This is a genomic window from Roseateles noduli (assembly GCF_050626985.1).
Classification (GTDB): Bacteria; Pseudomonadota; Gammaproteobacteria; order Burkholderiales; family Burkholderiaceae_C; genus Roseateles; species Roseateles noduli_A.
On sequence record NZ_CP192463.1, the window covers coordinates 579,428 to 600,431 of the forward strand.

Sequence of the window (21,004 nt, forward strand, 5' to 3'; positions counted from 1 at the left end):
TCGCTCTTCGAGGGGAATCGACAAACGCGCTTCTGATTCGACACTGCATGCCTTCACGGGTCGAGGACTCGGCAACAGGAGATGTGCAATGACGATGAATGCGCAGTTGGAACGGGCAACCATGGTGGTGGCCGGCATGTCGCGGCTTCCGCCCCGGCAGACGTTCCATTTCGATGATCTGATGGCAATACTGCGAGAACCGAGCGCGCTGTTCGGGGAACCTGGCGACAAGGAGGTCGATCCGAATGCCAGGTGTCCACGCGTAGATTGGGATGAGTTGCTGCAAGTCGCTCATCAGACCGCAGCAGAGCATTGGATGACGGCCACCACGATGGTGGAAGTCCTGCAGGTTGCAGCGGAAGTGTTGCGCGAGAGTGGCCTGAAAATCTGTCGCGGCAATCCCGAGTGTGTCGACATCTATCCGCCGGAGATGGAGGAGCCCGGCTTCAGCTACAACCTCCGAATTGACGCGCCTCATCAGGTGGCTCGGGCGCTCACCGACAAGTTCATTTGGCGCCTGATCGATCGCGACATGCATCGGCATGGTTTCATGTTCGGATTCGTCGGCGAATGGACCGAGGAAGAGCTGGCCGAACTGGATCGCCGTGAAGCGGACCTGGAGTGAGGTAAGTGCGATGCCCGTCACCAGTCATGACCTGCTTCATCAAGCGAAAGAACGACCGCTCGTCGTGCCTGAGGCACGCCGGCGCAATCTGGCAAGTCGCGCCTACTACGCCAGCTATCACCGTTGCCTCGAGTGGGAGCGATCGTTGCCCGCTCGTGGAAATCCACTCAGGCGGCGCGGCGGCGTCCATCAACGCCTGATCCTGCGACTTCAAACACCTGATACGCAATGCACCGGCGAACAGGCCAAGCTTTCTCGATGGCTTGGCGACAGCCTCGACGAACTGCGAAAGCTGAGGGTCCGGGCCGACTACAAGCTGTCGGAGGAGCTGGACCGAAGGGAACTCAGCGTTCAAGTAGGGCTCGCGCAGGAGGTCTTCGACTGCTGCGATGGCCGACGCAAGCCCTGACCTCAGCCCCACCTTGCCGAGGCGGCTTACGCGCCTGGCCATCGGTCAGGCCGTCGCAAGCGCGTGTCCGTCGCGCTATTCGCTGATGGTCTTCGTCGTGAAGGCCGTGTCCTTGGCGATGTCGGCCTCGGAGAAGGGCACCTTCTGCCACTGCCCGGCGCTGTAGGCGCGCGTGTAGTCGCTGTAGTGCGCGGAGGCCGGGTCGTCCGACTGCGAGAAGGTCAGGAAGGTGTAGGCCTCGACACCCTCTCCGGGGAAGCGCACCACCTGCATGTAGCTGTTGGCGCTGGTGGCGGTGTTGAGGTCGTAGCCGCCCTGGTCCAGCCGGCTGAGCGCGCAGGCCACCGTGTAGTAGCCCTGCGGCTGCCCGCAGCCGCCGAAGAGGGGGATCTTCTCGCTGCCGCGGGTGGCGAAGAGCGTCTCGCCGCGCGTCGCGTTCAGCGCGAAGCCGCTGGCCTGCACGCGCAGGATCGCCGCGCCGAAGGCTTGCTGCAGCGTCGTCTTCACGGCGACGTTCAGGTCGCGCGGTGTGTGCAGCGGATCGGCGCTGCTGAAGGGCACCGCGAACAGCGAGGCCTCAGGGATGCGCGACGCGCGCGTCCAGAACTCGTCCCACAGGTGCGCGCCGCGCGACGCCAGCAGCGCCTTGCCGTCCCACGCCTGCAGTGCCGCGCAGGCCTCGGTGGGGTCGACGTTGCGCGCCGGGCTGAAGGTCTCGCCCGTGGCCGGATCGCCGCCCACGGTGAACGCCGTCGGCGGCGCGCAGAACATCGCGACCGCCTGGTCCCTGAAGAGCTCCGAGGTGAGCGTGCGGCTGTTGAGCACCATGGCGCGCACGGTCTCGCTGGTGGCCTTGTTGCTGCCATAGCCGTCGGTGCCGGCCAGGCGTCCTTGGGCCAGCAGATGCGCCAGACGCGTGCGGAAGCTGATCGACGTCGTGCCCGCCGGTCCGAGGATGTCCGGATACCCGGTCAGCGGCGCGGCCGTGTTGGCCAGCCAGTAGCTGTCGTTGCTGTTGAGCACGTAGTCGTCGCGCAGCAGGCTGGGCATGCGGGCGGGGCCCAGCGCGCCGGGCTGCTTGGAGTCGGGATCGCTCTGCCAGTCGCAGCTGCTCTTGGAGCCGTCGAGCACCGGCGTGCGCGGCAGCGCGGCGCTGAGCGCGGTCGTCAAGGCCGTCGCGCAGCTGCCGAGCTGCGAGGCGGAGACGTTGGGCATCGCGCCGATGTCGGCGTACCAGGCCTGGCCGCTGCCGCGCGCGACGGCGACCGTGTTGACCCAGGGGATCGAGGATTCCTCGCGCTGGATGGCGGCGAGCTCGTCCAGCGTCTTGGCCTGGCTCCAGCGCAGCCAGACGCGGAACACGCGGAAGTTGTCGCCGTTGATGTCCCGGATCGCGAAGACGGTGTTCGTGTTCCAGCCCAGCGCCGCGTTGAGCGCGCCGAGGTTGACGATCGGGCCGTACTGCGACTCATAAAGCGTGCGCGACACCGGCGCGACGCTGCCGTCGCCCTGCTTGACCTGCACGGTGATCGCGCGGGCCGTCATCTTCACGGGGGCGCCGTCGCGCTGGTAGCTGGTCGGGTCGCCGGGCGTCAGCGTGAGCTGGAACAAGCCGTAGCGGCGCGCGGTGGAGACGGTGTGGCTCCAGGCGACGTTGTCCGTGTAGCCGATCTGGATGACCGGGATCGCCAGGAAGGACGTGCCGGCGACGTTGAGTTCGCCGGGGATCGTGAGCTGCGCCTGGTAGAAGCGGTCGGGGCCGCGCCAGTACCAATGCGGGTTGCCGAACAGCAGCGGGCTGCCGTCGCCGGTCGCGGCGGTGCCGAAGCCGATCATGTTGCTGCCCACGCCGTCGCTGCCGCCGACCTGGAAGTCGGGCAGGTGCTGCGTGGCGATGGCGAGTCGCTGCGGCGCCGCGGTGCGCGCACGTCGCGATGCCTTGGCCGCCGCAGCCTGTACCGTCGCTGCGGTCGCTGCGGTCGCTGCGGTCGTTGCAGTCGTTGCGGTCGCTTCGGTGGCTGCGGCCCCCAGGACGATCGTGGACGTCGCCATCGTGGACGTCGCCATCGCGGGTGTCGCCATCGCCGGTGTCGCCGCTGCGGGTGTCGCCGCCGCGGGTGGCGTGGCGTTCGCGATCTGCGCGATGAAGTTGCTGTAGCCCGCCGCGAAGTGCGCGGCGTACATCCGGCGGAAGATGTCCGTGTCCGACACGGGCACGACCCAGGCCTCGTTGCGGCAGGCCGCATGGGCGGTGGGTTCCGCGCCGGCCTTGATCTCGCGCACGTAGCGGTTGTAGCCGGCGGCGAAGCCGGCGACGAGCTGCTTGAGCTTGTCCGGCTGCGCGGCGATCAGCCGCTGCATCACGTCGTCGTTGAGGACGTGGCGGTGATAGAAGTCCGAGTCGAGGTTCTTCGGCTGGCCGATGGTGCCCTGGAAGGGGATGACGGCATCGGCGCCGAAGTGGCGCGCGCGTTCACCGCGGAAGGTGAGCATCGAGTTGGCGATGGTGCACAGGTCGTCCTGCGCCTGCGCGTAGCCGTACCCGTAACCGGCGCCGCCCCAGTCGGCGGCCTTGATGTGGGGCACGCCCAGGGCGGTGCGCCGGACCTCGGCGTTGTACTTGAAGGCGGGTGTCCCGTCCCCGTCGTCATCGCCGTTGCAGCCCGCGAGCAGCGCGGCCGAACCAACGGCCGATACCACGGTCAAGGCCAAGACCAGTGCATGCAGCGGCCCACGGCCGCGTCGAACGGAAAGTCGCATGTTGTCTCCCTGTGCTCTCTGGTAGTCGGCGCGCCGGGGCGGGCCGGTTCCGTTCAAGCATAGAGGCTTCGACGCAATGACCTGCATCGGTTTGTGCAGGGGGAGCGACTCACACGAAGGTGTGTCCCCCATTTAATCGCCCTTCGAGGGGAATCGACATCGGCGGATCCGGTTCGACACTGCGTGCATTCGGATCGAACGACTGCTTGAGTGCAAGAGAAAGCGAGGACGGTGATGGTGATGGATGTTCGTTTGGCGCAGGCGAAGAATCTGGTGAAACGACTACCGCCGGTGGTGGGACGGCCTGTGGCGGAATTCGACGAGATCGTGGCTCTGCTTGCAGCGCCGACGGCGCTGTTCGGCGAGCCATCGACGGCGTGCGACGGGAGCTGTTCCGGATCGACGAAGGCCGTGGATTGGCACCAAGTGGCCGAAGACATGGATCAGGTGCTGCGGCATCACCGATTGCGTTGGTCGCAGGTCGTGCAGATGCTGCAGGTGGCCGCAGACGTCCTGAAGGAACATTCGCTGCAGCTGTGCAATTGCCCGGCACGAGTGACCTTCTCGCCGAAGGAAGCAGGATTCGTTGGCATGCGCTACGAGCTGCGCATCGATGCCCCTTGGGAAGTCGGGCATGTGGTGTCGACGGCCTGCTCATGGCGAATCATCGACTGTGATCTCCAGTCGCTGGGCTTTCAGATTGCATTCAGGGGGCGCTGGGACGGTCCGGTCGACCAGGAGGCTGCCGGCGACAAGGACGTCGAAGACGGTGAAGACGAATTGGACCCCTACGATCATTACGATGATTGCGACGAGGAGGACGAGTGATGTCGACGTCAAGCAAGGATCTGCTTGTGCATGCGCAAGGCCTGCGTGGACATACGCCCGAAGCGCGTCGGCGGGCGATGATCAGTCGTGCCTACTACGCGGCGTATCACCGCTGTCGGGAATGGGCGAAGTCGCTTCCTCGACCGACCCCGTCGAGCCGGAAGGTCCACGGTGTTCATCAGCAACTGATCGAACGTCTCGCGGATCCTCCCAAGTCTTGTCCCGCGCGGCAGATGCGCGTGGCCCATCACTTGGCGAAGCAACTAACCACATTGCGCGAGCGTCGAGTGATGGCCGACTACAAGCTTTGGCGCGATATCTCCGAGGAGGAAATGCGAAATCAACAGCGCGAAGCGAAGGAGGTATTCGACTGCTGTGACGGCTGGCATGGACCACGAGCTCCTTGAGGGGTCAATGCCGCTTGAAGTACTGCACCTCCCGCTCGTGCTTCTCCGCGGCCTCGCGGGTGTCGAAGGTGCCGAGGTTGCGGCGCTTCCCCGTCTTCGGATCCGGGTTGCGGGAATAGAGGCGGTACTGACCGTTGCTGAGCTTGCGGATCATGAGGTGCCTCTCGATGGCCGTGGCGGCCGGATGCACCGAGTCTTCGCCGTTCCCGGGGCGATGTCTGTAGGACGAGGCGCCGCGGCTAGCGAGACGCCGACGACATCGGCCCCGCCGTGCGTCCCTGCAGCAACGCCGCGCGCGTCTCGGCCTGCCGCACGTAGTCCTCGTAGGCCCGGGTCGCCTCGGCGCCGTCGCGGCTGCGCAGCATGACCACGACCGAGCCCTGGCGCGTGAGAGACACGAAGTACAGCGCGCTCTCGGCGTTCCAGACCAGCCGCGCCACCTCGTCGCCGAAGCGTGCGCGGCGCAGTGTCTCGACCGCATAGCCGGCGACACGCGACTCCACGGTCTCGCCCGTCGTCGCGGAGATCTCCCTGGCGGCCATGGGCACGTTGCTTCTCGACGACGGCGCGCGCGTGAGGCTCTCCGGCTCTGACATCCCGACCGCCGCGGTGGCCACCGGCGTGCGGGCCGGCGGTGGGGATGAGAACGAAGGCGGCGGGGGCGGCGCCAGCGGGGGCAAGGGCTGCACCGGAATGGCGGTCATCTGCTGACCCAGCAGCACCGGCCGTCCCACCTCGCCCAGGCCGGCCATCCGGCGGAAGCTGTCGTAGCTGCGCCAGGCTTCGGCTTCATCGTTGGCGGTGAGCGTGCGCCGCAGCGTGCCCTGCTGCGTCACGGCGACGTAGTACTTCTTCGGGAGCGTCGTCCGCGCCCAGACCTGGATGGCGATGTCGGCAACCTCGGCATGCCGCGTCAGGGCCACCGTCTTCGCTGACATGCGCTTGCGCAGATCGGCGATGTCGGCGAGTTCGGATTTCGCCAGGTTCGACGCCGGCTCGTTCGCCGAGGGGCCTGACGTCGCCGCCTTCGTCGCCTTCGTCGCCTTGCCCTTCGTCGGTGTCTGCGTCGCATGCGCCGACGGCAGCGCCACGCCCGCGGCGATCAGCAGCGCGAGGACGGTGCCATGAAGGCGCGTAAGGCCGCTGGCGGAGCCGAGCGGGCGGCGGGACGGGAACATCGGACGTGGGGCAGGAGACCGCGGAGGCGGCGGGGATGGTACGACGTACGCAAGCCCCGGCGTCGCCGGCTTCAGCGGCGTGGAAGCAATTGGAAACAAGAAGCTGCCTCTAAGGAGGGGTTGACGGCTCCGCGGCGGGTGAACGCCGGGGGAAGCCCCGTCCGGCGCCCGATCCCGGGCGGCGCGGGATAATCCGCCCCCTATGTCCTCGAAGTTCTCCCCCTGGCGCCTGTCCGTCGCCCCGATGCTGGACTGGACGACGGCCGACTGCCGTTATCTCCACCGGCTGCTGACCCGCCATACGCTGCTCTACACCGAGATGGTGACGACCGGCGCAATCTTGCACGGCGACAAGCCCCGGCACCTCGATTTCAACGAGCAGGAACACCCCGTGGCGCTGCAGCTCGGCGGTTCGGAGCCGGCCGATCTCGCCGCCTGCGCGAAGCTGGCCGAGCAATGGGGCTACGACGAGGTCAACCTGAACTGCGGCTGCCCGAGCGAGCGCGTCCAGCGCGGCGCGTTCGGCGCGTGCCTGATGGCGGAGCCCGCGCTGGTCGCCGACGGCGTCAAGGCGATGCGCGACGCGGTCGCGATCCCGGTCACCGTCAAGCACCGCATCGGCATCGACAGGATCGAGAGCTACGACTTCGTCCGCGACTTCGTCGGCCAGGTCGCCGACGCAGGCTGCGAGGTCTTTCTCGTCCATGCGCGCAACGCCTGGCTGCAGGGCCTGTCGCCGAAGGAGAACCGCGACATCCCGCCGCTGCGCTACGAACTCGTGCATCGCCTCAAGCGCGAGTTCCCGCATCTGACGATCGCCATCAACGGCGGCCTCAAGACGGACGACGAGATCGCCCAGCAGCTCGACCATGTCGACGGCGTGATGATCGGCCGGCAGGCCTATCACGAGCCCTGGCAGATGGCGCAGTGGGACCAGCGCTTCTTCGGCGAGCAGGCCGCCCCCGTCGCCAGCCGTGAAGAGGTCGAGGACCAGTGGCTCGACTATCTTGATCGGCAGGTCGCGCTCGGCCGCCCGTGGTCGCAGGCGATGCGACACGCGCTCGGCCTGTGGAACGGCCTGCCCGGCGCGCGCCGCTGGCGTCAGGTGTGGTCGGATCACAAGCTCAAGGCGATGACGCCGCGCGAGGTCGCGAAGCTCGCCACCGCCGCCCGCCTGCAGGCTGCCGAGATCGCCAGCCAGCATCCCGCGTTCAAGCCGCCCGTCGACGCGGCGATTGAGCCGGCCGCCCAGGCTCCTGTCACGAACTGACCGCGCCTCGGCTCAGCATCCCGCCATGGCGCCCCAGGTGTTCTTCCATTGCTATCCGACGGTGCTCGGCCACTGCGGCATCGCGTGGACCGAGCGCGGCGTCGTCGGCTCGCAGTTGCCGGAGGAGACGCTGTCCGTCACGCGCGACCGCATGCAGGTGCGTTTCCCCGCGGGGCGTGAGGTGGCGGATTTCGAGCGCCTGCCCGAGCCGGTGAAGCAGGCTTGCGTCGGTGTGCGCGCGCTGCTCGACGGCGAGGCGCGCGATCTGCTGGAAGTCGAGCTCGACGACAGCGCGGTGCCGGCCTTCGATCGCGAGGTGCTCGCGTTCACGCGGCGCATCCCGGTGGGGCAGACACTGACCTACGGCGAGGTGGCGGCGCGGCTCGGGCAACCGAACGCGGCGCGCGCCGTCGGCCGCGCGGAGGGCCACAACCCGTTCGCGCCGATCGTCCCCTGCCATCGCGTGATGGGAGCGCCAACCGCCGGCAAGGCGGCGAACCTGACGGGCTTCTCCGCGCCGGGGGGCGTCGTGACGAAGCTGAAGATCCTCGCGATCGAAGCGCGCGCAACGGGGCAGCAGGTCGGCGAACAGCAGGATCTGTTCTAGCACGTCCTTCGTCGCGCAGCGGCTGCGTCTCAGGACGCTCTCGCAGCATGAACGTTCGGCAGGGACAGGCTACTCAAGGATCGTTGTCAATTGCAGAGATCGATCCTTGTACGACCTATCGAACAATCTCCAAGGCGCCTCAGCCTCAGTCGCGGACGCGGACGCTGCCAAGTGGTGGGAGCGCCCCGATGTCCCGACGACCTGGCGCGGAGAAACCAGCGTCCTGATGCCGCATACCGTCCGGAGGCCCCTGAGCCCGTCGGAGACGCGCTTTGATCGGCGCGTTCAGTCGGAGGGGCTTCATTTCAACTTGAGTCGGCTGGAGCGGGAGTGGTGGGACCCGGAAATGCGGGAGCGAGCGATCAAGCAACTGACCGCCCTGGCTGTCGAGCTTCTGGAACTGGGCGATACCGCGGTCGTGTGCTTCAGCGAAGAGGACCAACGACGCGAGCTGCCTGGAGACTGCGAAGGGGCGTCGCAAGTCCTCTACTTCGGCCACCGCCGTCGAGGCTCGGCCGAGCAGTTCATGGCGACCCTGCGGGTCCGCGGCGGCTCCGTGGCGGAGGCCGACGCCAACCGCATCGCTGCTCCGGCGACCACGCGTGGGTTCCTCGACGCCTTGCACCACGCCATCAAGATCGCGCAAGGCGCCAGGCCTGTCGAGGGATTCGATCGGATCGAGGCCCAGTCTTTCAGGGATGAGTTCATTCGTCGGATGCTTCACCTGGCGAAGTCGGATGCCACGGCTTTCCTTCAACTGACCGACGTCGAGGCTTGGCAACCCTGGACGGCACCCCAAGCACCCGCCACGCGTGTCCCCGCAAAGGGCAGGTCCCTGGCGGTGCCGGCTTGCGGTTCCGTGCCCGACAAGCCGCGACCGCGAGATCCGGGCGTCGGGGATGGTGAGGCCGCCGGGAAATTCCCGGCGCGGAAGGCCCCCGCCGACGATCATTCCGCTGAAGCGCCCTCATGGCTCATTGGCAGCGCTGCGAGGCGATTCGTTGCAAACGCCCGGGCTCGCATTGCCCTGTTCAGCCCACGGCCGTCCCTCGCGTCGGCCAGGCATCGGCCGTCCTCGGACGCGCCTGCACGGCCTCGGCCTAAGACGACCCATCCGGCTGGCAGCCGACGTTGACGTGATGGTGGAAGAGGCGTCAGTCCGCCTCTCAGACCCATCGGTCGTTCGGCTGAGTACGCTCGTTGTGCGCGGCGCCTGTGTTCAGCACGCCGCGGGGCTCGATGACCAGGATGTGCGTCTCCTGCGCGGCGCTGGGCTTGTGCTCCACGCCGCGCGGGACGACGAACAGCTCGCCCGCGCGCAGCGTGACCGCGCCGTCGCGGAAGTCCAGTCGCAGTTCACCGGCCACGACCAGGAAGGCCTCGTCCGTCTCGGCATGCGCGTGCCAGAGGAACTCGCCTTCGACCTTGGCGATCTTGAACTGGTAGTCGTTCATCTCGGCCACCACGCGCTGCGACCACTGCTCGTGCAGCAACGAGAGCTTGTCGGCGAGATTGACGGCGCGGTAGTCCCGGAGCGGGGCGGGGCCGGGGATCGGCTGGGGGGCAGGCGTTGTCATGGCATTCAAGGCGGTCAGCGCGTGGAAGTCTGTCGGAGCGCCCATCTTGGCGACCCGCCCGCGTTCCGTCTTGAACGATCGTGCGTGGGTTCGACGTCAACTTCGAGTCCGAGTCCGAGTCCGAGCCCGAGCCCGATGCCGGGTCCGAGCCCTAGTTCGAACCCGACTCGCCCGACATGCGCAGCCACCGTGCTGGTGTGACACCGAACGCCTTCGCGAACTGGCGCGTCAGATGGCTCTGGTCCGAAAAGCCCGCCTGGGCGGCGCAGTCCGCGAGGGTCTGCCCGGCGAGCATCAACCGTCGCGCGAGGTCGAGCCGTCTTAGCGTCAGATAGCGATACGGACTGGTGCCGAAGCTGGCGCGGAAATCGCGCGAGAGGCTCCATCGATCGCGGCCCGCGGCGGCGCCGAGCTCCTCGAGCGTGATGTCGCTGTCCAGTCGGTCGTCCATGAACTCGCGTGCGATACGCGCGGCGCGGTAGTCGCCCCGCACGGGCCGCGGCGATGAACCGGTCGCGAGTTGCAGCGCGGTGGCGAGTTCGAAGAGCCCGTCGTCCTGCTCCAACGCGTCGAGCGGCGCGGCGAGTTGCGCCAGCAGCGCGCGCGTCGCGCGAGCGAGCCGAGGATCGGTGGAGACACCGCCCGGCACGAAGGGCAGGGCGACGCCCCCGAGCATCTCCTGCAGCCGCACCGGCGCCAGGTAGAGCATGCGGTAGCGGAAGCCCGCGTCGGTGCCGGCGTGCCCGTCGTGGAGCTCGTCCGGATGCAGCACGACCGTGTGTCCGGCCAGGCTGTGGCGCAGCGCTGAGCGGTAGGTGAAGGACTGGACGCCGCTCAGCGTGCTGCCGATGGCGTAGGTGTCGTGGCGATGCGGCGTATAGGCCTCGCCATGAAAAAAGGCCTCGAGTCGATCGAGGCCGTCGTGGCCCGCGCCGTGACGCACCCAGTCGGTGTCCGCGGCGGGGGCGTCCGTCATGGCGGGCTCAGTCCCAGGGCGCCGCTTCGGTGGCGAGGTCCTCGTCCTTCGCGGAGGAGGCCGCTTCCGGTGTCTTTGCCGCCTTGGCTTCGGTGGCCGCGGGCTTCGCCGTCGCGCCGCCCGGCGCGTGTTCCGCCGCGATCTTGGCCGACTGGCCGATGAAGTCCAGCTCGCCGCCCAGACCCTCGATCATGTCGGGGATCAGCTGCGCAAGTTCGCCGGTGGCCAGCGCCGCATCGACGTCGAAAGCCTCGTCCTTGGCCGGCTTGTCGCGGCCGTCGAACACGACGTCCAGGAACTTGATGCCCTTGATCTGCATCGTGTCCGTCAACGTGAAGGACACGCGCTCCTTCCAGGTCATCGCCAGGCGCGTCGGCATCTTGCCGCTGGTCAGGTGCGCCTTCACCTCGTCGGTGTCCAGGTTGTGGCGGGCGTAGCGCACGGCGGCCTTCATCTCGTCGGCGGCCTTGAGCTCGCAGTCGCGGTCGATGACGAAGTCCTTCGGCGGCACGCCGTCCATCAGCCACGCAGCCATGCAGGCGGCGGGCGACTCGGCGCTCTGCAGCAGGTGCAGGTTGATCGACGAGTCGGCCTTCACCAGCAGCGTGATCAACTCGTCGGCCTTGCCGATCGAGCCCGCGTCCACCATCAGGAACCCCTGCTTGGGGGAGATCCACACCCGCAGGTGCGACTGCAGCGTGAACGCGCGCGGCAGCAGCTCCAGCGTGGCCTGCTCCTTCATGTCGCGCTGCTGCTTCTTGCCAGGGCGGCGACCGGTCTCCAGCTCGACGCGCTCGACCATCTCCTCGACCTTCTCTCGCACGACCGAGCCGGGCAGCACACGCTTTTCCATGCGGAGGCTCAGCAGCCAGTGGTCGCCGATCTCCTCGAGCAGGCGGGCGCCAGGTTCGCCACGCGGCGGCACCCAGCCGGCAGACAGCGCCTCCGTGGCACCGCACGGGACGAAACGCTCGTTCTCGAGCGCATCCTCGAGCTTCTCGACATTGGGCTGCCAGTCAGCAGCCAGACGGTAAACGATCAGGTTCTTGAACATACGGACGACAACTCGCGACAACGATACAGCGACAGCAATGAAAACGGGGCCACGCGGACGACGCGGGCCCCGTTCAAACGATGGCTTGATTGTCTCAGGTCTGGCGGTCCTGTCGGCAGCGGAACAACCCCCTTGCGTTTGGAACCGTTACGTCACTCGAGGGACTTCGGGAAGCCTGGCGCGGGCACTCCACGGTGCAGGGGGCGCCCCTCCAGGGACCCCCAGCACCATTCCGGCCCCAGCAGCGCTCGCTGCCTGCCGACCCAGGTCTGCTCAGGGCTGCGCAGTGGCCCCGGGCTTCCTCATGCCTGTTCGGCGGCGATCTGGCGCAGCGCCTGTTCGAAGGCCTCCGGCGGCTGGCCGCCCGAGATCAGGTACTTCTCGTTGATCACGACCGCGGGCACCGAGCTGATGCCGCGGCTCTGCCACAGCGATTCGGATTCGCGCACGTCGTCGGCGAACTCGCCGCTGTCGAACACACGCGCCGCTTCGGCGGCATCGAGGCCGATCTCGCGCACCGTCTCCAGCAGCGTCTCGCGGTCGCCCGGGTTCTTGCCGTGGGTGTGATACGCGGTCAGCAGCGCGAGCTTCAGGTCGCGTTGCGCCTGCGCCGACTGCAGTCCCGCCCAGTGCAGCAGGCGATGCGCGTCGAAGGTGTTCCAGATGCGGCTGCGCGCGCCTTCGGTGAAGGTGAAGCCGACGTCGGCGCCGCGCTGCTTCAGGTGCGCGCGGATGTCCTTGCGCTGCTCGGGCGTCGAGCGGTACTTGCGCGTCAGGTGCTCCTCGATGTCCTCGCCCTCGGGAACCATCTGCGGGTTCAGCTCGAAGGGCTGGAAGTGGATGTCGACCTGCACATCCGGCACGCGGGCGAGGGCGGTCTCCAGCGACTTCAGGCCGACGGCGCACCAGGGGCAGGCGACGTCGGAGACGAAATCGATGCGCAGGGGCTGCAGCGGGCTCGTGGCGGCAGCGGCGGAAGCGGTGGTGTCGTTCATGCCGCCGACTCTAGCCAGAAGCTCAAGTCAACACGCGGTCGCTGGGCTTTGCCAGATAGAACCACTCGTGGCCGGGTTCCGCGTTGTTGTTCGGGAAGACGATGCGCCCGCCGAAGGGCGCCAGCACCGGCGTTCCGTCCGCGCGCGTGCCGATGCGCTCACCTTCCGCGATCGGGTCGAAGCTGGCCCAGGCGCGGGTGAAGGTGTCGTCCATGCGCTCGCGGTCGACGACCTCGTAGAGCTGCAGCAGCTCGACGGGACGCTTCGGGTCCGCGAGCTCGACGCCTTCGGCGGCGATCATGCCCAGCAGCACCAGCGTGCGCAGGATCGCCTTGAAAGCGACGTCGGGGCCCTGCGGGTCGGCGTGCTGGCCGCATTCCAGCGTGATGCAGTAGCCGCCGGTGCTGCGCATGTATTCGGTGGTGCCGACGCCGTAATGCGGATCCTGCTGCAGCGCCATCCTGCGCGAGCCGTCCGCGGCCTTCTCGGCGCGGCGCTTCAGGCCGAGCGCGTAGGTGGACAGCCAGCCTTCGACGATGCGCGAGGTGCCCACCGCCATCGCCAGCGCGCTCTCGGCGGCCTGGTGGCGGAAAGGCTCGAGTTCGCCGTCGTTGTCGCGCGGACCGATCATCGCGAAGGCCGGGCCGGGGTTGTTGAAGCTGTGCAGGTCCAGCAGCACGTCGCTGGCGGCGATCCACGGGCACAGACGGTTGGCGATGCGGTCCTCGAAGTCCTGCGGGATCGGGTTGACGCGCAGGTTGCGGTTCAGGTTGCGCTCGCCCTCGCGACGCTGCAGGCGGTGGGCCAGCGGGTTGACGATGGGGATCATCGTCAGCGTGCCCTTGAGCAGCGTCAGCACGCCCTCGTCCAGCATCGCCATCACGCGCTGGATCGCGCCGACGCCGGCGACCTCGTTGCCATGCACGGCGGCCGTCACCAGCAGCTTGGGGCCGGGCTTCAGGCCGGCGAACTGGTGGACGCGGAGGTGGGTCGGGTGATCGGTGCGGGCGTCGCTCATGGCGGGGCGGATGGGCTCGAAAAAGGGAACCCGAAGCATAGGCCCGCACAAGCCCGCGCACCGCGCCCGCGTGCGCGGCGCGTATGCCGAAAGCGCGGGCAGCGATGAGTTGAGGTTGGGGCGGCGCCGTTCAGCCGCCGAGCAGCGCGTCCGGGTCGAGCGGCGCGTCGCAGGACCAGTGCGTGTTCGGCAGCTCGCCGGCGGCGCCGCCATCGATCCAGCGTGTCAGGCGGTACAGCGTGCCGAAGGCGAAGTCCGGCGGCGTTTCGCCCGGCCCGGCGAGCAGCTCGCCGCCGCGGCGCACGTTGTCGGCCATCCAGGCCGGCAGGCGCAGGTGATACGGATTGCGGGCGATCTCGCCATGGTGGCAGGCGAGGGCGCGCACCAGCCGCGCGGTGTCGCGCTGGCCGGTCTCGATGAGCGTCGTCGGCGAGGGCTGCGTGGCCCAGAACTCGGTGTGCGCGAAGACGGTGCTGATGCGCGCCTGCGCGAGCGCCTCGCTCACGAGCAGGTGCACGCCGATGTGCGTCGGGATGCCGTCGCCCGCGTGCGGCACGAGGATCAGCGCGGGCTGCTCGGCGACCAGCAGCTCGGCGACCAGCCGGACCTGCTGCTGCCACAGCGGCGTGCGCGCGGCGGCGGCTTCGGGCTTCACCTGCTCGAAACCGTCTGCCGCCAGCAGCCTCAGGTCGAAGCCCAGCACGTCGCAGGCGGCGCCCAGTTCCGTCCAGCGCTCGGCGCGGCGGTCCTGCTTGCTGCCCAGCGTCACGGCGATGTTGGTGACGCGCCAGCCGGCTTCCTGGCGCAGCCGCAGCGGCAGCGCCCCGACGATGCATTCATCGTCCGGATGTGGAGCGAACACCAGCACGTGCGGCGCGCGCTTGGCTGGAATGCCTGGCGTGGTACCGGAACCATCCGGGGCCAAAGGACTCACACCGGTACGCAAGGGCTGCCGCAGGACGGCATACCAGCTGGCGATCCAGGATTCCCAGTCGGCTTGGCTGGGGGCCTGGCTGGCGGCGGGGCTGCCGGCTGTCGGAAGACCAGGCGTGGAGGCCGGGGAAGGAGCGGTCGCGTTCATCGGCGGGAGGTTGGCGGCCCGGACGGCAGGCGCCAAGGCAAGTTCGATCGACCCATCTTAGCGGGTCGAATCCGGAAATGGTATTACATTGGTAGTAAAACTGGATGAAGACCGGTGTAGTCCCGGAGCGGACCGGTCGGGATCGTCCGCGAGCTTGCCGGCGACCCTTCCCGCGGGAGGGGGCGCCGTCAGGGGGGGGGGCCGGCCGGCCTTCGTCAAGCCGTGGGACGGCCCGGCCAGGTGGCCAGCACGACCCCGCCCAGCGCCAGCGCGTAGGCGAGCAACTGGATGCCGCTCATCTGCTCGCCGAGCAGCACCAGGCCCACGAGCGCGGTGGAGATCGGCAGGAACACCATGAAGACCCCGGCCTTGGCGGCGCTGACGTGCTGCAGGCCCTTCATCCACAGCCAGACCGTGACGGTGCTGGCGGCGATCGCGTAGAAGAGCAGCAGTCCCCAGTCCTTCATGGCGACGGTGCCGAAGTCGAAATCGACGGCCTGCCACAGGCCCAGCGGCGTGACGAGGACGAGGCCCCACAGGTTGATCAGCGCGCTGATGCGGCGCGGTGGCAGGTCGGCGGTCAGGCGCTTGCCGATGACGACGTAGCTGGCCTCGCAGCACATCGCGCCGACCAGCAGCAGCGCGCCCCAGGCGGAGGTGTCGCCGAGGTGTTCACCGCCGCCATGGCGGTCGAGCGCCACCATCACGATGCCGCCGACCGCCATCGCGATGCCGAACAGCGTGCGCGGCGCGATGCGTTCGCGCAGGAAGATCCAGCTCATCAGCGCGACCGTGGCGGGGATGCCGGCCATGATCACGCCGGCCACGACGGCCGAGCTGTGCTTCATCCCGAACAGCAGGCAGATCGAGAACAGGAAGTTCCCGAAGAAGGATTCGAGGAAGAGCAGGAAGCGCGTGCGGCCGGTGAGCGGCTTCTCGGCCGGGCCGCGCCTGAGCCAAGGCAGCATGAACACGGCGGCCATGCCGAAGCGCAGGAAGGCCAGCAGGAAGACCGGGAAGACGACGACCAGCAGCTTGGACAGCCCGACGTAGCTGCCGATCACGCTGGTGCTGGCGGCCAGGCTCAGGTACGAGAGCCACGGCACGTGGTGACCGTGTGCGCCGATCGTCCCGGACGCTGCGTCGGAGGCCGCGGAAGACGTGGAGGGGGCCGTGGCGGAGGACGCGGGTTTCCGGTCGGTTGTGGCGCTGGACATGGTGGGTGATGATGCCCGACGCAGGGAGGGATCAGACATGGCGACAGGGGTGGGAGCGACGTCGGCGGGTTACTCGGGAACGCCCCTCGCACGCAAGCTCGGGATCCAGGCGGGCAGCACGGTGTGGACGTTCAATGCGCCCGAGGGCTACGAGGACTGGCTCGCGCCGATGCCAGAGGGCGTCGCACGCGCGAAGCAGCCGTCGACCCGGGTCGACGTCGCGCATGTGTTCCTCGTCGAGCGACAGGAACTCGCGCATCAACTCAAGGCCTTGCGCGGCAAGCTGCGCGACGATGCGGCGTTGTGGATCTCGTGGCCGAAGAAGGCCTCGAAGGTTCCGACCACGATCACCGAGGACGTCATCCGCGAGGAGTGTCTGCCGCTGGGCTGGGTCGACGTGAAGGTCTGCGCCGTGAGCGATGTGTGGTCGGGTCTCAAGCTCGTCGTACGCAAAGAACTGAGAGCAGTCAGCAAGTGATCGGGGACGGCTGGTCGCGGGGTTCTGGCGCTTGACGCCAGGGCCCTGCGACCTGGCGGCCAACGCCCGGGCCGGGGCAGGTGGAAAGCAGACTTACTTCAGCCGCCGCAGCGCCACCCGGATCGCGTCGATCATCCGATCCAGGTGCTCGCGCTCCGCGATCAGTGGCGGCGACAGCGCCAGGATGTCGCCCGTCGTGCGGATCAGCACGCCCTGCTGCCAGCAGTCGAGGAAGGTCTCGAACGCGCGCTTGGTCGGCTCGCCCGCGCGCGGCGCCAGCTCGACGCCGCCGACCAGGCCGAGGTTGCGCACATCGATGACGTTGGGTTCACCGCGCAGCGAATGCAACTGCTCGGCGAAGTAGCCCTGCAGCTCCGACGCGCGCGTCAGCAGGCCTTCTTCCGCATAGGTGTCCAGCGTCGCGAGGCCCGCCGCGCAGGCCAGCGGATGCGCCGAGTAGGTGTAGCCGTGGAAGAACTCGATCAGGTGTTCCGGACCGGTCATGAAGGTGTCGTGGATGCGCTGCTGCGCGAAGACCGCGCCCATCGGCACGCAGCCGTTGGTCAGGCCCTTGGCGACCGTCATCAGGTCCGGCGTCACGCCGAAGGTCTGCGCCGCGAAGGGGCTGCCGGTGCGGCCGAAACCGGTGATGACCTCGTCGAAGATCAGCAGGATGCCGTGCTTGTCGCAGATCTCGCGCAGGCGCTGCAGGTAGCCCTGCGGCGGGATCAGCACGCCGGCCGAGCCGGCCACCGGTTCCACGATCACCGCGGCGATCGTCGACGCGTCGTGCAGCGCGACCATGCGTTCGAGGTCGTCGGCCAGTTCCGCGCCATGGGCAGGCAGGCCGACGCTGAAGGCGTTGCGCGCGATGTCGTGCGTGTGGCGCAGGTGATCGACGCCCGACAGCAGCGTGCCGAACATCTTGCGGTTGGCGACCATGCCGCCCACCGACATGCCGCCGAAGTTGACGCCGTGGTAGCCGCGCTCACGGCCGATGAGGCGCGTGCGCTGGCCCTCGCCGCGGACGCGGTGGTAGGCCAGCGCGATCTTCAGCGCCGTCTCCACCGACTCCGATCCGGAGTTGGTGAAGAACACCTTGTTCATGCCCTCGGGCGAGATCTCCGCGAGCCGCGACGCGAGCTCGAAGGCCTTCGGATGCGCCATCTGGAAGGGTGGCGCGAAGTCCAGCTCCGCCGCCTGCTCCTGGATCGCCTTCACGATGCGCGGCCGGTTGTGGCCCGCGTTCACGCACCACAGGCCCGCGACGCCGTCCAGGATCTGCCGCCCCTGGTCGTCGGTGAAGAACATGCCGTCGGCACGCGTCAGCAGGCGCGGTGACTGCTTGAACTGGCGGTTGGCCGTGAACGGCATCCAGTAGGCGTCGAGGTCGGGGCGGGTAGGGGTGGACATGGTGGAGCTCCCGGAGCGCGTTCGGCGCGCGTGATCGATCCGGCCAGTCTAGGCAAGCGCACGCGCAATCGGTGAGCGTTCCGGCGGCGGGAAAACCCGCAATGACGCAATCCGATGCGGCGTTCGGAAGGATTCTTCGAACAGAATGCCGCCCATGATCAAGGAAGTGCAACTGGATGCGATCGACCGCGCGATCCTCGCGGTCTTGCAGCGCGACGCGCGCATCTCGAATCAGGACCTCGCGCAGCAGGTCCATCTGTCGCCGTCCGCGTGTCTGCGACGGGTGAAGCGGCTGGAGGATTCCGGCGTGATCGACCGCGTCGTCGCGCTGCTCAACCCCAAGGCGATCGGCAAGCCCGGCACCAGCTGGACCATCGTCAACGTCGAGCGCATGACGCCCGCCGCGCTGGCCGAGTTCGAACAGGCGGTCAAGGACGCGCCGGACATCCTCGACTGCTTCTACGTCGCCGGCAGCAACGACTACCTGCTGCGCTTCGCCTACAAGGACGCCGAGGACCTCGAACGCCTGCACACCCACGTGCTCATGCAACTGCCCGGCGTGGCGAAGGCGAACTCGATGCTGGTCCTGCGCACCGTCAAGAAGACGAGCGCGTTCCCGCTGGACTGAGCGTTGGATCGCCCATCGAAACGAGCATGGCAACGAGCGCCCGATCGCGTGTGGGCGCCGAGGGTCAGGCCGTGCGCGGCCGCAGCACGCGCAGCATCGGCAGCAGCTGGATCAGCAGCATCGCGCCGAGGATCAGCGCGCAGCCCAGCAGCCCGGCGCCGTTGAGGCGGTCGCCCATCATCAGGTAGCCGAACACGGCGGCGAACAGCGTCTCGGACGACAGGATGATCGCGGCGTCCGCTGCGTGCGCGTAGCGCTGCGCGACGACCTGGCCCGTGAAGGCCACGCCCACCGACAGCACGCCGGTGTAGAGGATGGGTCCGGCCGCGGCCTCGATGCCGGCCCAGCTCCACGACTCGAAGCCCAGCGCCCAGGCCAGCGCGACGACGCCGCAGAACAGGAACTGCCCGCCGGCCACGGTGAACGGCGAGTTCATCCGGTCCGCCACCATGCCGACCAGCAGCACGTGCACGGCCCAGGGCAGCGAGGAGGCGATCACCCAGGCGTCGCCCACGCCGATGTTCAGCTCATGCGCGCCCGACAGCAGGAAGGCGCCGATCAGGCAGGCCAGCGCGCCCGGCCACACCGACCAATGCGGCAGGTGGCGCAGCACCAGCCAGCCCAGCAGCGGCACCAGCGGCACGTACAGCGCGGTCAGGAAACCCGCGTTGGTCACCGAGGTGTACTGGATGCCGATCTGCTGCAGCGCCGCGCCCGTCGTCAGCAGCGCGCCGAGGCCCATGATCTTCAGCGCGTCGCTGCCGCGCAGCACGGTCGCGCCCGGGGCGCGCCGCTCGCGCACGATCAGCGGCAGCACGACCAGCGCGCCGATCAGGAAGCGGATGCCGGTGAACATCATCGGGCCGATGCTCTCCATCCCATGGGCCTGGGCGACGAAGGCCGAGCCCCAGATCATCGCGATGAGGGTCAGCAGCAGGTTGGCTTGGATGCGGGTCATGGGGAGGGAGTGTCGGGGATCTCGGCGCCCGCGCCGGATGGCACGGGCGGGTCAGCCTTCTTCGGCTGGCAGGGGAGGCTTGCGGAGCGTCGGCGAGGAGCTCAGAGGAGCGCTAAGAGGCTCTGAGGGGCCTGAGGGGCCCTGAGGGGGCTCGGCCATCAACTGCTCAGGTAGGCGATCTCTTCGTCGCTGAAGCCGGCGGCGCTGCGCGCCTCGACGTTGAACGGCGGGCGCAGACGCGGCGCCTCGTAGCGCTCGACGAGCTCGGGATACAGCGTCAGCGGATCCAGCCCGCGCTCGCGGCACAGGTGGCGGTACCAGTGGTTGCCGATGCGGACATGGCCGACCTCGTCGCGCAGGATCACGTCGAGGATCTCCACCGCGCGCGCGTCGCCGGCCTTGGCGAACTTGGCCTGCAGCGGCGGCGTCGCGTCCAGCCCGCGCGCCTCCAGCGTGCGCGGCACCAACGCCATGCGTGCGAGCACGTCGCCGGCCGTGCGCATCGCCATCGTCCACAGGCCGTCGTGCGCGTCGAAGTCGCCGTAGGCGCGGCCCAGGCTGCGCAGGTGCTCGTCGAGCAGCGTGAAGTGCAACGCCTCCTCGGCGGCGACCTGCAGCCAGTCGAAGTAGTAGGCGCGCGGCATGCCGGGGAAGCGCCAGACCGCGTCCAGCGCCAGGTTGATCGCGTTGAACTCGATGTGCGCGATCGCGTGGATCAGCGCCGCTCGACCGTCGGGCGTGAACGGCGAGCGCGACGCCACCTGCAGCGCCGCGACGAGGCGGGGGCGCTCCGGGCGGCCGGGCGGCTCGGTGTCGGGCGTGAGGAGGGCGGCGGTGTCGAGCTCAGCGGCATCGGCCGCGCCGTACAGCTCACGGGCCGCCCGCGCCTTGGCCTGCGGATCGGCGATCAGAAGCACCTGCAGCGCGCGGGTTCGAAGTTCCATTCGTAGAATTATCCCTTTTGGAGAATCGCATGGCCGTCTACCGCCTTGGCGAACACACGCCGGAACTCGGCACCGGCGTCTGGGTCGCCGACAGCGCGCAGGTCGTCGGCCGCGTCACGCTGGAGGACGACGTCAGCGTCTGGTTCAACGCCGTCCTGCGCGGCGACAGCGAGCACCTCACCATCGGCGCCGGCAGCAACATCCAGGACGGCAGCGTGCTGCACGCCGACGCGGGCATGCCGCTGGTCCTCGGCCGCAACGTCACCGTCGGCCACCAGGTCATGCTGCATGGCTGCACCGTCGGCGACAACGCGCTGATCGGCATCGGCGCGGTGGTGCTCAACGGCGCGCGCATCGGCGCCAACTGCCTCGTCGGCGCTGGCGCGCTGGTCACCGAGGGCAAGCAGTTCCCGGACGGCAGCCTCATCGTCGGCTCGCCGGCCCGCGTCGTGCGCGAGCTCACGCCGCAGCAGATCCAGGGCCTGGCGATGAGCGCCGCCCATTACGTCCAGAACGGGCGGCGGTATGCCGAGGAACTCGTCCGCATTGACGATCCGCAATCCGTCCTCAGATAACTCGAA

Annotated in this window: 23 protein-coding genes; 10 read left to right on the forward strand and 13 right to left on the reverse strand. The window is 68.6% G+C overall.

Annotated elements, in window-relative coordinates:
• The first annotated feature begins 88 nt into the window (after nucleotides 1–88).
• Nucleotides 89–625: a hypothetical protein gene (locus ACQ4L4_RS02630; RefSeq protein ID WP_431102649.1), complete on the forward strand. Its 537-nt coding sequence runs from the start codon at nucleotides 89–91 to the stop codon at nucleotides 623–625.
• 10 nt (nucleotides 626–635) lie between these two features.
• Nucleotides 636–1,034 carry a hypothetical protein gene (locus ACQ4L4_RS02635; protein ID WP_431102650.1) on the forward strand — a complete coding sequence of 133 codons (399 nt, stop codon included), beginning with the start codon at nucleotides 636–638 and terminating at the stop codon, nucleotides 1,032–1,034.
• Nucleotides 1,035–1,109: 75 nt separating this feature from the next.
• Here the strand turns inward: ACQ4L4_RS02635 and ACQ4L4_RS02640 are convergent, their stop codons facing one another.
• The gene (locus ACQ4L4_RS02640; RefSeq protein ID WP_431102651.1) at nucleotides 1,110–3,794 is read right to left on the reverse strand and encodes a penicillin acylase family protein; all 2,685 of its coding nucleotides are present in this window, start codon (nucleotides 3,792–3,794) and stop codon (nucleotides 1,110–1,112) included.
• Between the two features lie 210 nt (nucleotides 3,795–4,004).
• On the opposite strand from ACQ4L4_RS02640, the gene ACQ4L4_RS02645 reads away from it, so the two are divergent.
• Both ACQ4L4_RS02645 and ACQ4L4_RS02650 read left to right on the forward strand, forming a co-directional pair.
• Nucleotides 4,005–4,622: a hypothetical protein gene (locus ACQ4L4_RS02645; protein WP_431102652.1), complete on the forward strand. Its 618-nt coding sequence runs from the start codon at nucleotides 4,005–4,007 to the stop codon at nucleotides 4,620–4,622.
• Complete coding sequence (locus ACQ4L4_RS02650) at nucleotides 4,622–5,029, forward strand: hypothetical protein (protein ID WP_377155957.1); 408 nt, start codon at nucleotides 4,622–4,624, stop codon at nucleotides 5,027–5,029. The genes ACQ4L4_RS02645 and ACQ4L4_RS02650 overlap by 1 nt, the downstream gene beginning before the upstream one ends.
• 4 nt (nucleotides 5,030–5,033) lie before the next feature.
• Here the strand turns inward: ACQ4L4_RS02650 and ACQ4L4_RS02655 are convergent, their stop codons facing one another.
• Nucleotides 5,034–5,183, reverse strand: coding sequence for a hypothetical protein (locus ACQ4L4_RS02655; protein ID WP_377155956.1), 150 nt, complete (start codon nucleotides 5,181–5,183; stop codon nucleotides 5,034–5,036).
• Nucleotides 5,184–5,268: 85 nt separating this feature from the next.
• Complete coding sequence (locus tag ACQ4L4_RS02660) at nucleotides 5,269–6,207, reverse strand: hypothetical protein (protein ID WP_431102654.1); 939 nt, start codon at nucleotides 6,205–6,207, stop codon at nucleotides 5,269–5,271.
• Between the two features lie 202 nt (nucleotides 6,208–6,409).
• Here ACQ4L4_RS02660 and dusA point away from each other — a divergent pair, with 202 nt between their 5' ends.
• From dusA to ACQ4L4_RS02675, 3 genes are all read left to right on the forward strand, one after another.
• A complete protein-coding gene (gene dusA, locus ACQ4L4_RS02665; RefSeq protein ID WP_431102655.1) occupies nucleotides 6,410–7,477 on the forward strand; it encodes a tRNA dihydrouridine(20/20a) synthase DusA in 1,068 nt (355 codons plus the stop codon).
• A gap of 25 nt (nucleotides 7,478–7,502) precedes the next feature.
• Nucleotides 7,503–8,084: a methylated-DNA--[protein]-cysteine S-methyltransferase gene (locus tag ACQ4L4_RS02670; RefSeq protein WP_431102656.1), complete on the forward strand. Its 582-nt coding sequence runs from the start codon at nucleotides 7,503–7,505 to the stop codon at nucleotides 8,082–8,084.
• 226 nt (nucleotides 8,085–8,310) lie between these two features.
• Nucleotides 8,311–9,219 (forward strand): hypothetical protein, encoded by a 909-nt coding sequence (locus tag ACQ4L4_RS02675; protein WP_431102657.1) that lies wholly within the window; start codon nucleotides 8,311–8,313, stop codon nucleotides 9,217–9,219.
• 31 nt (nucleotides 9,220–9,250) lie between these two features.
• Here the strand turns inward: ACQ4L4_RS02675 and ACQ4L4_RS02680 are convergent, their stop codons facing one another.
• The 7 genes from ACQ4L4_RS02680 to ACQ4L4_RS02710 all read right to left on the reverse strand — a co-directional run bounded on the left by ACQ4L4_RS02680 (nucleotide 9,251) and on the right by ACQ4L4_RS02710 (nucleotide 15,891).
• A complete protein-coding gene (locus tag ACQ4L4_RS02680) occupies nucleotides 9,251–9,661 on the reverse strand; it encodes a cupin domain-containing protein (RefSeq protein ID WP_431102658.1) in 411 nt (136 codons plus the stop codon).
• Between the two features lie 151 nt (nucleotides 9,662–9,812).
• Nucleotides 9,813–10,637 carry an AraC family transcriptional regulator gene (locus tag ACQ4L4_RS02685; protein WP_431102660.1) on the reverse strand — a complete coding sequence of 275 codons (825 nt, stop codon included), beginning with the start codon at nucleotides 10,635–10,637 and terminating at the stop codon, nucleotides 9,813–9,815.
• A 7-nt stretch (nucleotides 10,638–10,644) separates the two neighbouring features.
• Nucleotides 10,645–11,691: a recombination-associated protein RdgC gene (locus ACQ4L4_RS02690; RefSeq protein WP_431102661.1), complete on the reverse strand. Its 1,047-nt coding sequence runs from the start codon at nucleotides 11,689–11,691 to the stop codon at nucleotides 10,645–10,647.
• Nucleotides 11,692–11,993: 302 nt separating this feature from the next.
• The gene (locus ACQ4L4_RS02695; protein ID WP_377155942.1) at nucleotides 11,994–12,686 is read right to left on the reverse strand and encodes a DsbA family oxidoreductase; all 693 of its coding nucleotides are present in this window, start codon (nucleotides 12,684–12,686) and stop codon (nucleotides 11,994–11,996) included.
• 22 nt (nucleotides 12,687–12,708) lie between these two features.
• Nucleotides 12,709–13,704 carry a succinylglutamate desuccinylase/aspartoacylase family protein gene (locus ACQ4L4_RS02700; protein ID WP_431102662.1) on the reverse strand — a complete coding sequence of 332 codons (996 nt, stop codon included), beginning with the start codon at nucleotides 13,702–13,704 and terminating at the stop codon, nucleotides 12,709–12,711.
• Nucleotides 13,705–13,834: 130 nt separating this feature from the next.
• On the reverse strand, nucleotides 13,835–14,821 hold the full coding sequence (locus ACQ4L4_RS02705; protein WP_431102663.1) for a PIG-L deacetylase family protein: 987 nt from the start codon (nucleotides 14,819–14,821) through the stop codon (nucleotides 13,835–13,837).
• Nucleotides 14,822–15,000: 179 nt separating this feature from the next.
• The gene (locus ACQ4L4_RS02710) at nucleotides 15,001–15,891 is read right to left on the reverse strand and encodes a DMT family transporter (protein WP_431102664.1); all 891 of its coding nucleotides are present in this window, start codon (nucleotides 15,889–15,891) and stop codon (nucleotides 15,001–15,003) included.
• Between the two features lie 67 nt (nucleotides 15,892–15,958).
• Between ACQ4L4_RS02710 and ACQ4L4_RS02715 the strand changes: the two genes are divergently transcribed.
• Nucleotides 15,959–16,480 carry a DUF3052 domain-containing protein gene (locus ACQ4L4_RS02715; protein ID WP_431102665.1) on the forward strand — a complete coding sequence of 174 codons (522 nt, stop codon included), beginning with the start codon at nucleotides 15,959–15,961 and terminating at the stop codon, nucleotides 16,478–16,480.
• A 93-nt stretch (nucleotides 16,481–16,573) separates the two neighbouring features.
• Here the strand turns inward: ACQ4L4_RS02715 and ACQ4L4_RS02720 are convergent, their stop codons facing one another.
• Nucleotides 16,574–17,893: an aspartate aminotransferase family protein gene (locus ACQ4L4_RS02720; RefSeq protein WP_431102666.1), complete on the reverse strand. Its 1,320-nt coding sequence runs from the start codon at nucleotides 17,891–17,893 to the stop codon at nucleotides 16,574–16,576.
• Nucleotides 17,894–18,047: 154 nt separating this feature from the next.
• Between ACQ4L4_RS02720 and ACQ4L4_RS02725 the strand changes: the two genes are divergently transcribed.
• Entirely contained in the window at nucleotides 18,048–18,521 is a 474-nt protein-coding gene (locus tag ACQ4L4_RS02725) for an Lrp/AsnC family transcriptional regulator (protein ID WP_377155933.1), read from the forward strand.
• A 64-nt stretch (nucleotides 18,522–18,585) separates the two neighbouring features.
• On the opposite strand, the gene ACQ4L4_RS02730 is transcribed toward ACQ4L4_RS02725, so the two are convergent.
• Both ACQ4L4_RS02730 and ACQ4L4_RS02735 read right to left on the reverse strand, forming a co-directional pair.
• Nucleotides 18,586–19,479 (reverse strand): DMT family transporter, encoded by an 894-nt coding sequence (locus ACQ4L4_RS02730; protein WP_431102667.1) that lies wholly within the window; start codon nucleotides 19,477–19,479, stop codon nucleotides 18,586–18,588.
• Nucleotides 19,480–19,637: 158 nt separating this feature from the next.
• A complete protein-coding gene (locus tag ACQ4L4_RS02735) occupies nucleotides 19,638–20,423 on the reverse strand; it encodes a ferritin-like domain-containing protein (protein WP_431102669.1) in 786 nt (261 codons plus the stop codon).
• Between the two features lie 29 nt (nucleotides 20,424–20,452).
• Between ACQ4L4_RS02735 and ACQ4L4_RS02740 the strand changes: the two genes are divergently transcribed.
• On the forward strand, nucleotides 20,453–20,998 hold the full coding sequence (locus ACQ4L4_RS02740) for a gamma carbonic anhydrase family protein (RefSeq protein ID WP_431102670.1): 546 nt from the start codon (nucleotides 20,453–20,455) through the stop codon (nucleotides 20,996–20,998).
• Nucleotides 20,999–21,004: the final 6 nt, after the last annotated feature.

Bases quoted from the DNA above. Each gene is read 5' to 3' on its own strand.
- ACQ4L4_RS02630 (WP_431102649.1), top strand. From the start codon at position 89: ATGACGATGAATGCGCAGTTGGAACGGGCAACCATGGTGGTGGCCGGC.
- ACQ4L4_RS02635 (WP_431102650.1), top strand. From the start codon at position 636: ATGCCCGTCACCAGTCATGACCTGCTTCATCAAGCGAAAGAACGACCG.
- ACQ4L4_RS02640 (WP_431102651.1), bottom strand. From the start codon at position 3,794: ATGCGACTTTCCGTTCGACGCGGCCGTGGGCCGCTGCATGCACTGGTC.
- ACQ4L4_RS02650 (WP_377155957.1), top strand. From the start codon at position 4,622: ATGTCGACGTCAAGCAAGGATCTGCTTGTGCATGCGCAAGGCCTGCGT.
- ACQ4L4_RS02655 (WP_377155956.1), bottom strand. From the start codon at position 5,183: ATGATCCGCAAGCTCAGCAACGGTCAGTACCGCCTCTATTCCCGCAAC.
- ACQ4L4_RS02660 (WP_431102654.1), bottom strand. From the start codon at position 6,207: ATGTTCCCGTCCCGCCGCCCGCTCGGCTCCGCCAGCGGCCTTACGCGC.
- dusA (WP_431102655.1), top strand. From the start codon at position 6,410: ATGTCCTCGAAGTTCTCCCCCTGGCGCCTGTCCGTCGCCCCGATGCTG.
- ACQ4L4_RS02670 (WP_431102656.1), top strand. From the start codon at position 7,503: ATGGCGCCCCAGGTGTTCTTCCATTGCTATCCGACGGTGCTCGGCCAC.
- ACQ4L4_RS02675 (WP_431102657.1), top strand. From the start codon at position 8,311: ATGCCGCATACCGTCCGGAGGCCCCTGAGCCCGTCGGAGACGCGCTTT.
- ACQ4L4_RS02680 (WP_431102658.1), bottom strand. From the start codon at position 9,661: ATGACAACGCCTGCCCCCCAGCCGATCCCCGGCCCCGCCCCGCTCCGG.
- ACQ4L4_RS02685 (WP_431102660.1), bottom strand. From the start codon at position 10,637: ATGACGGACGCCCCCGCCGCGGACACCGACTGGGTGCGTCACGGCGCG.
- ACQ4L4_RS02690 (WP_431102661.1), bottom strand. From the start codon at position 11,691: ATGTTCAAGAACCTGATCGTTTACCGTCTGGCTGCTGACTGGCAGCCC.
- ACQ4L4_RS02695 (WP_377155942.1), bottom strand. From the start codon at position 12,686: ATGAACGACACCACCGCTTCCGCCGCTGCCGCCACGAGCCCGCTGCAG.
- ACQ4L4_RS02700 (WP_431102662.1), bottom strand. From the start codon at position 13,704: ATGAGCGACGCCCGCACCGATCACCCGACCCACCTCCGCGTCCACCAG.
- ACQ4L4_RS02720 (WP_431102666.1), bottom strand. From the start codon at position 17,893: ATGTCCACCCCTACCCGCCCCGACCTCGACGCCTACTGGATGCCGTTC.
- ACQ4L4_RS02725 (WP_377155933.1), top strand. From the start codon at position 18,048: ATGATCAAGGAAGTGCAACTGGATGCGATCGACCGCGCGATCCTCGCG.
- ACQ4L4_RS02730 (WP_431102667.1), bottom strand. From the start codon at position 19,479: ATGACCCGCATCCAAGCCAACCTGCTGCTGACCCTCATCGCGATGATC.
- ACQ4L4_RS02735 (WP_431102669.1), bottom strand. From the start codon at position 20,423: ATGGAACTTCGAACCCGCGCGCTGCAGGTGCTTCTGATCGCCGATCCG.
- ACQ4L4_RS02740 (WP_431102670.1), top strand. From the start codon at position 20,453: ATGGCCGTCTACCGCCTTGGCGAACACACGCCGGAACTCGGCACCGGC.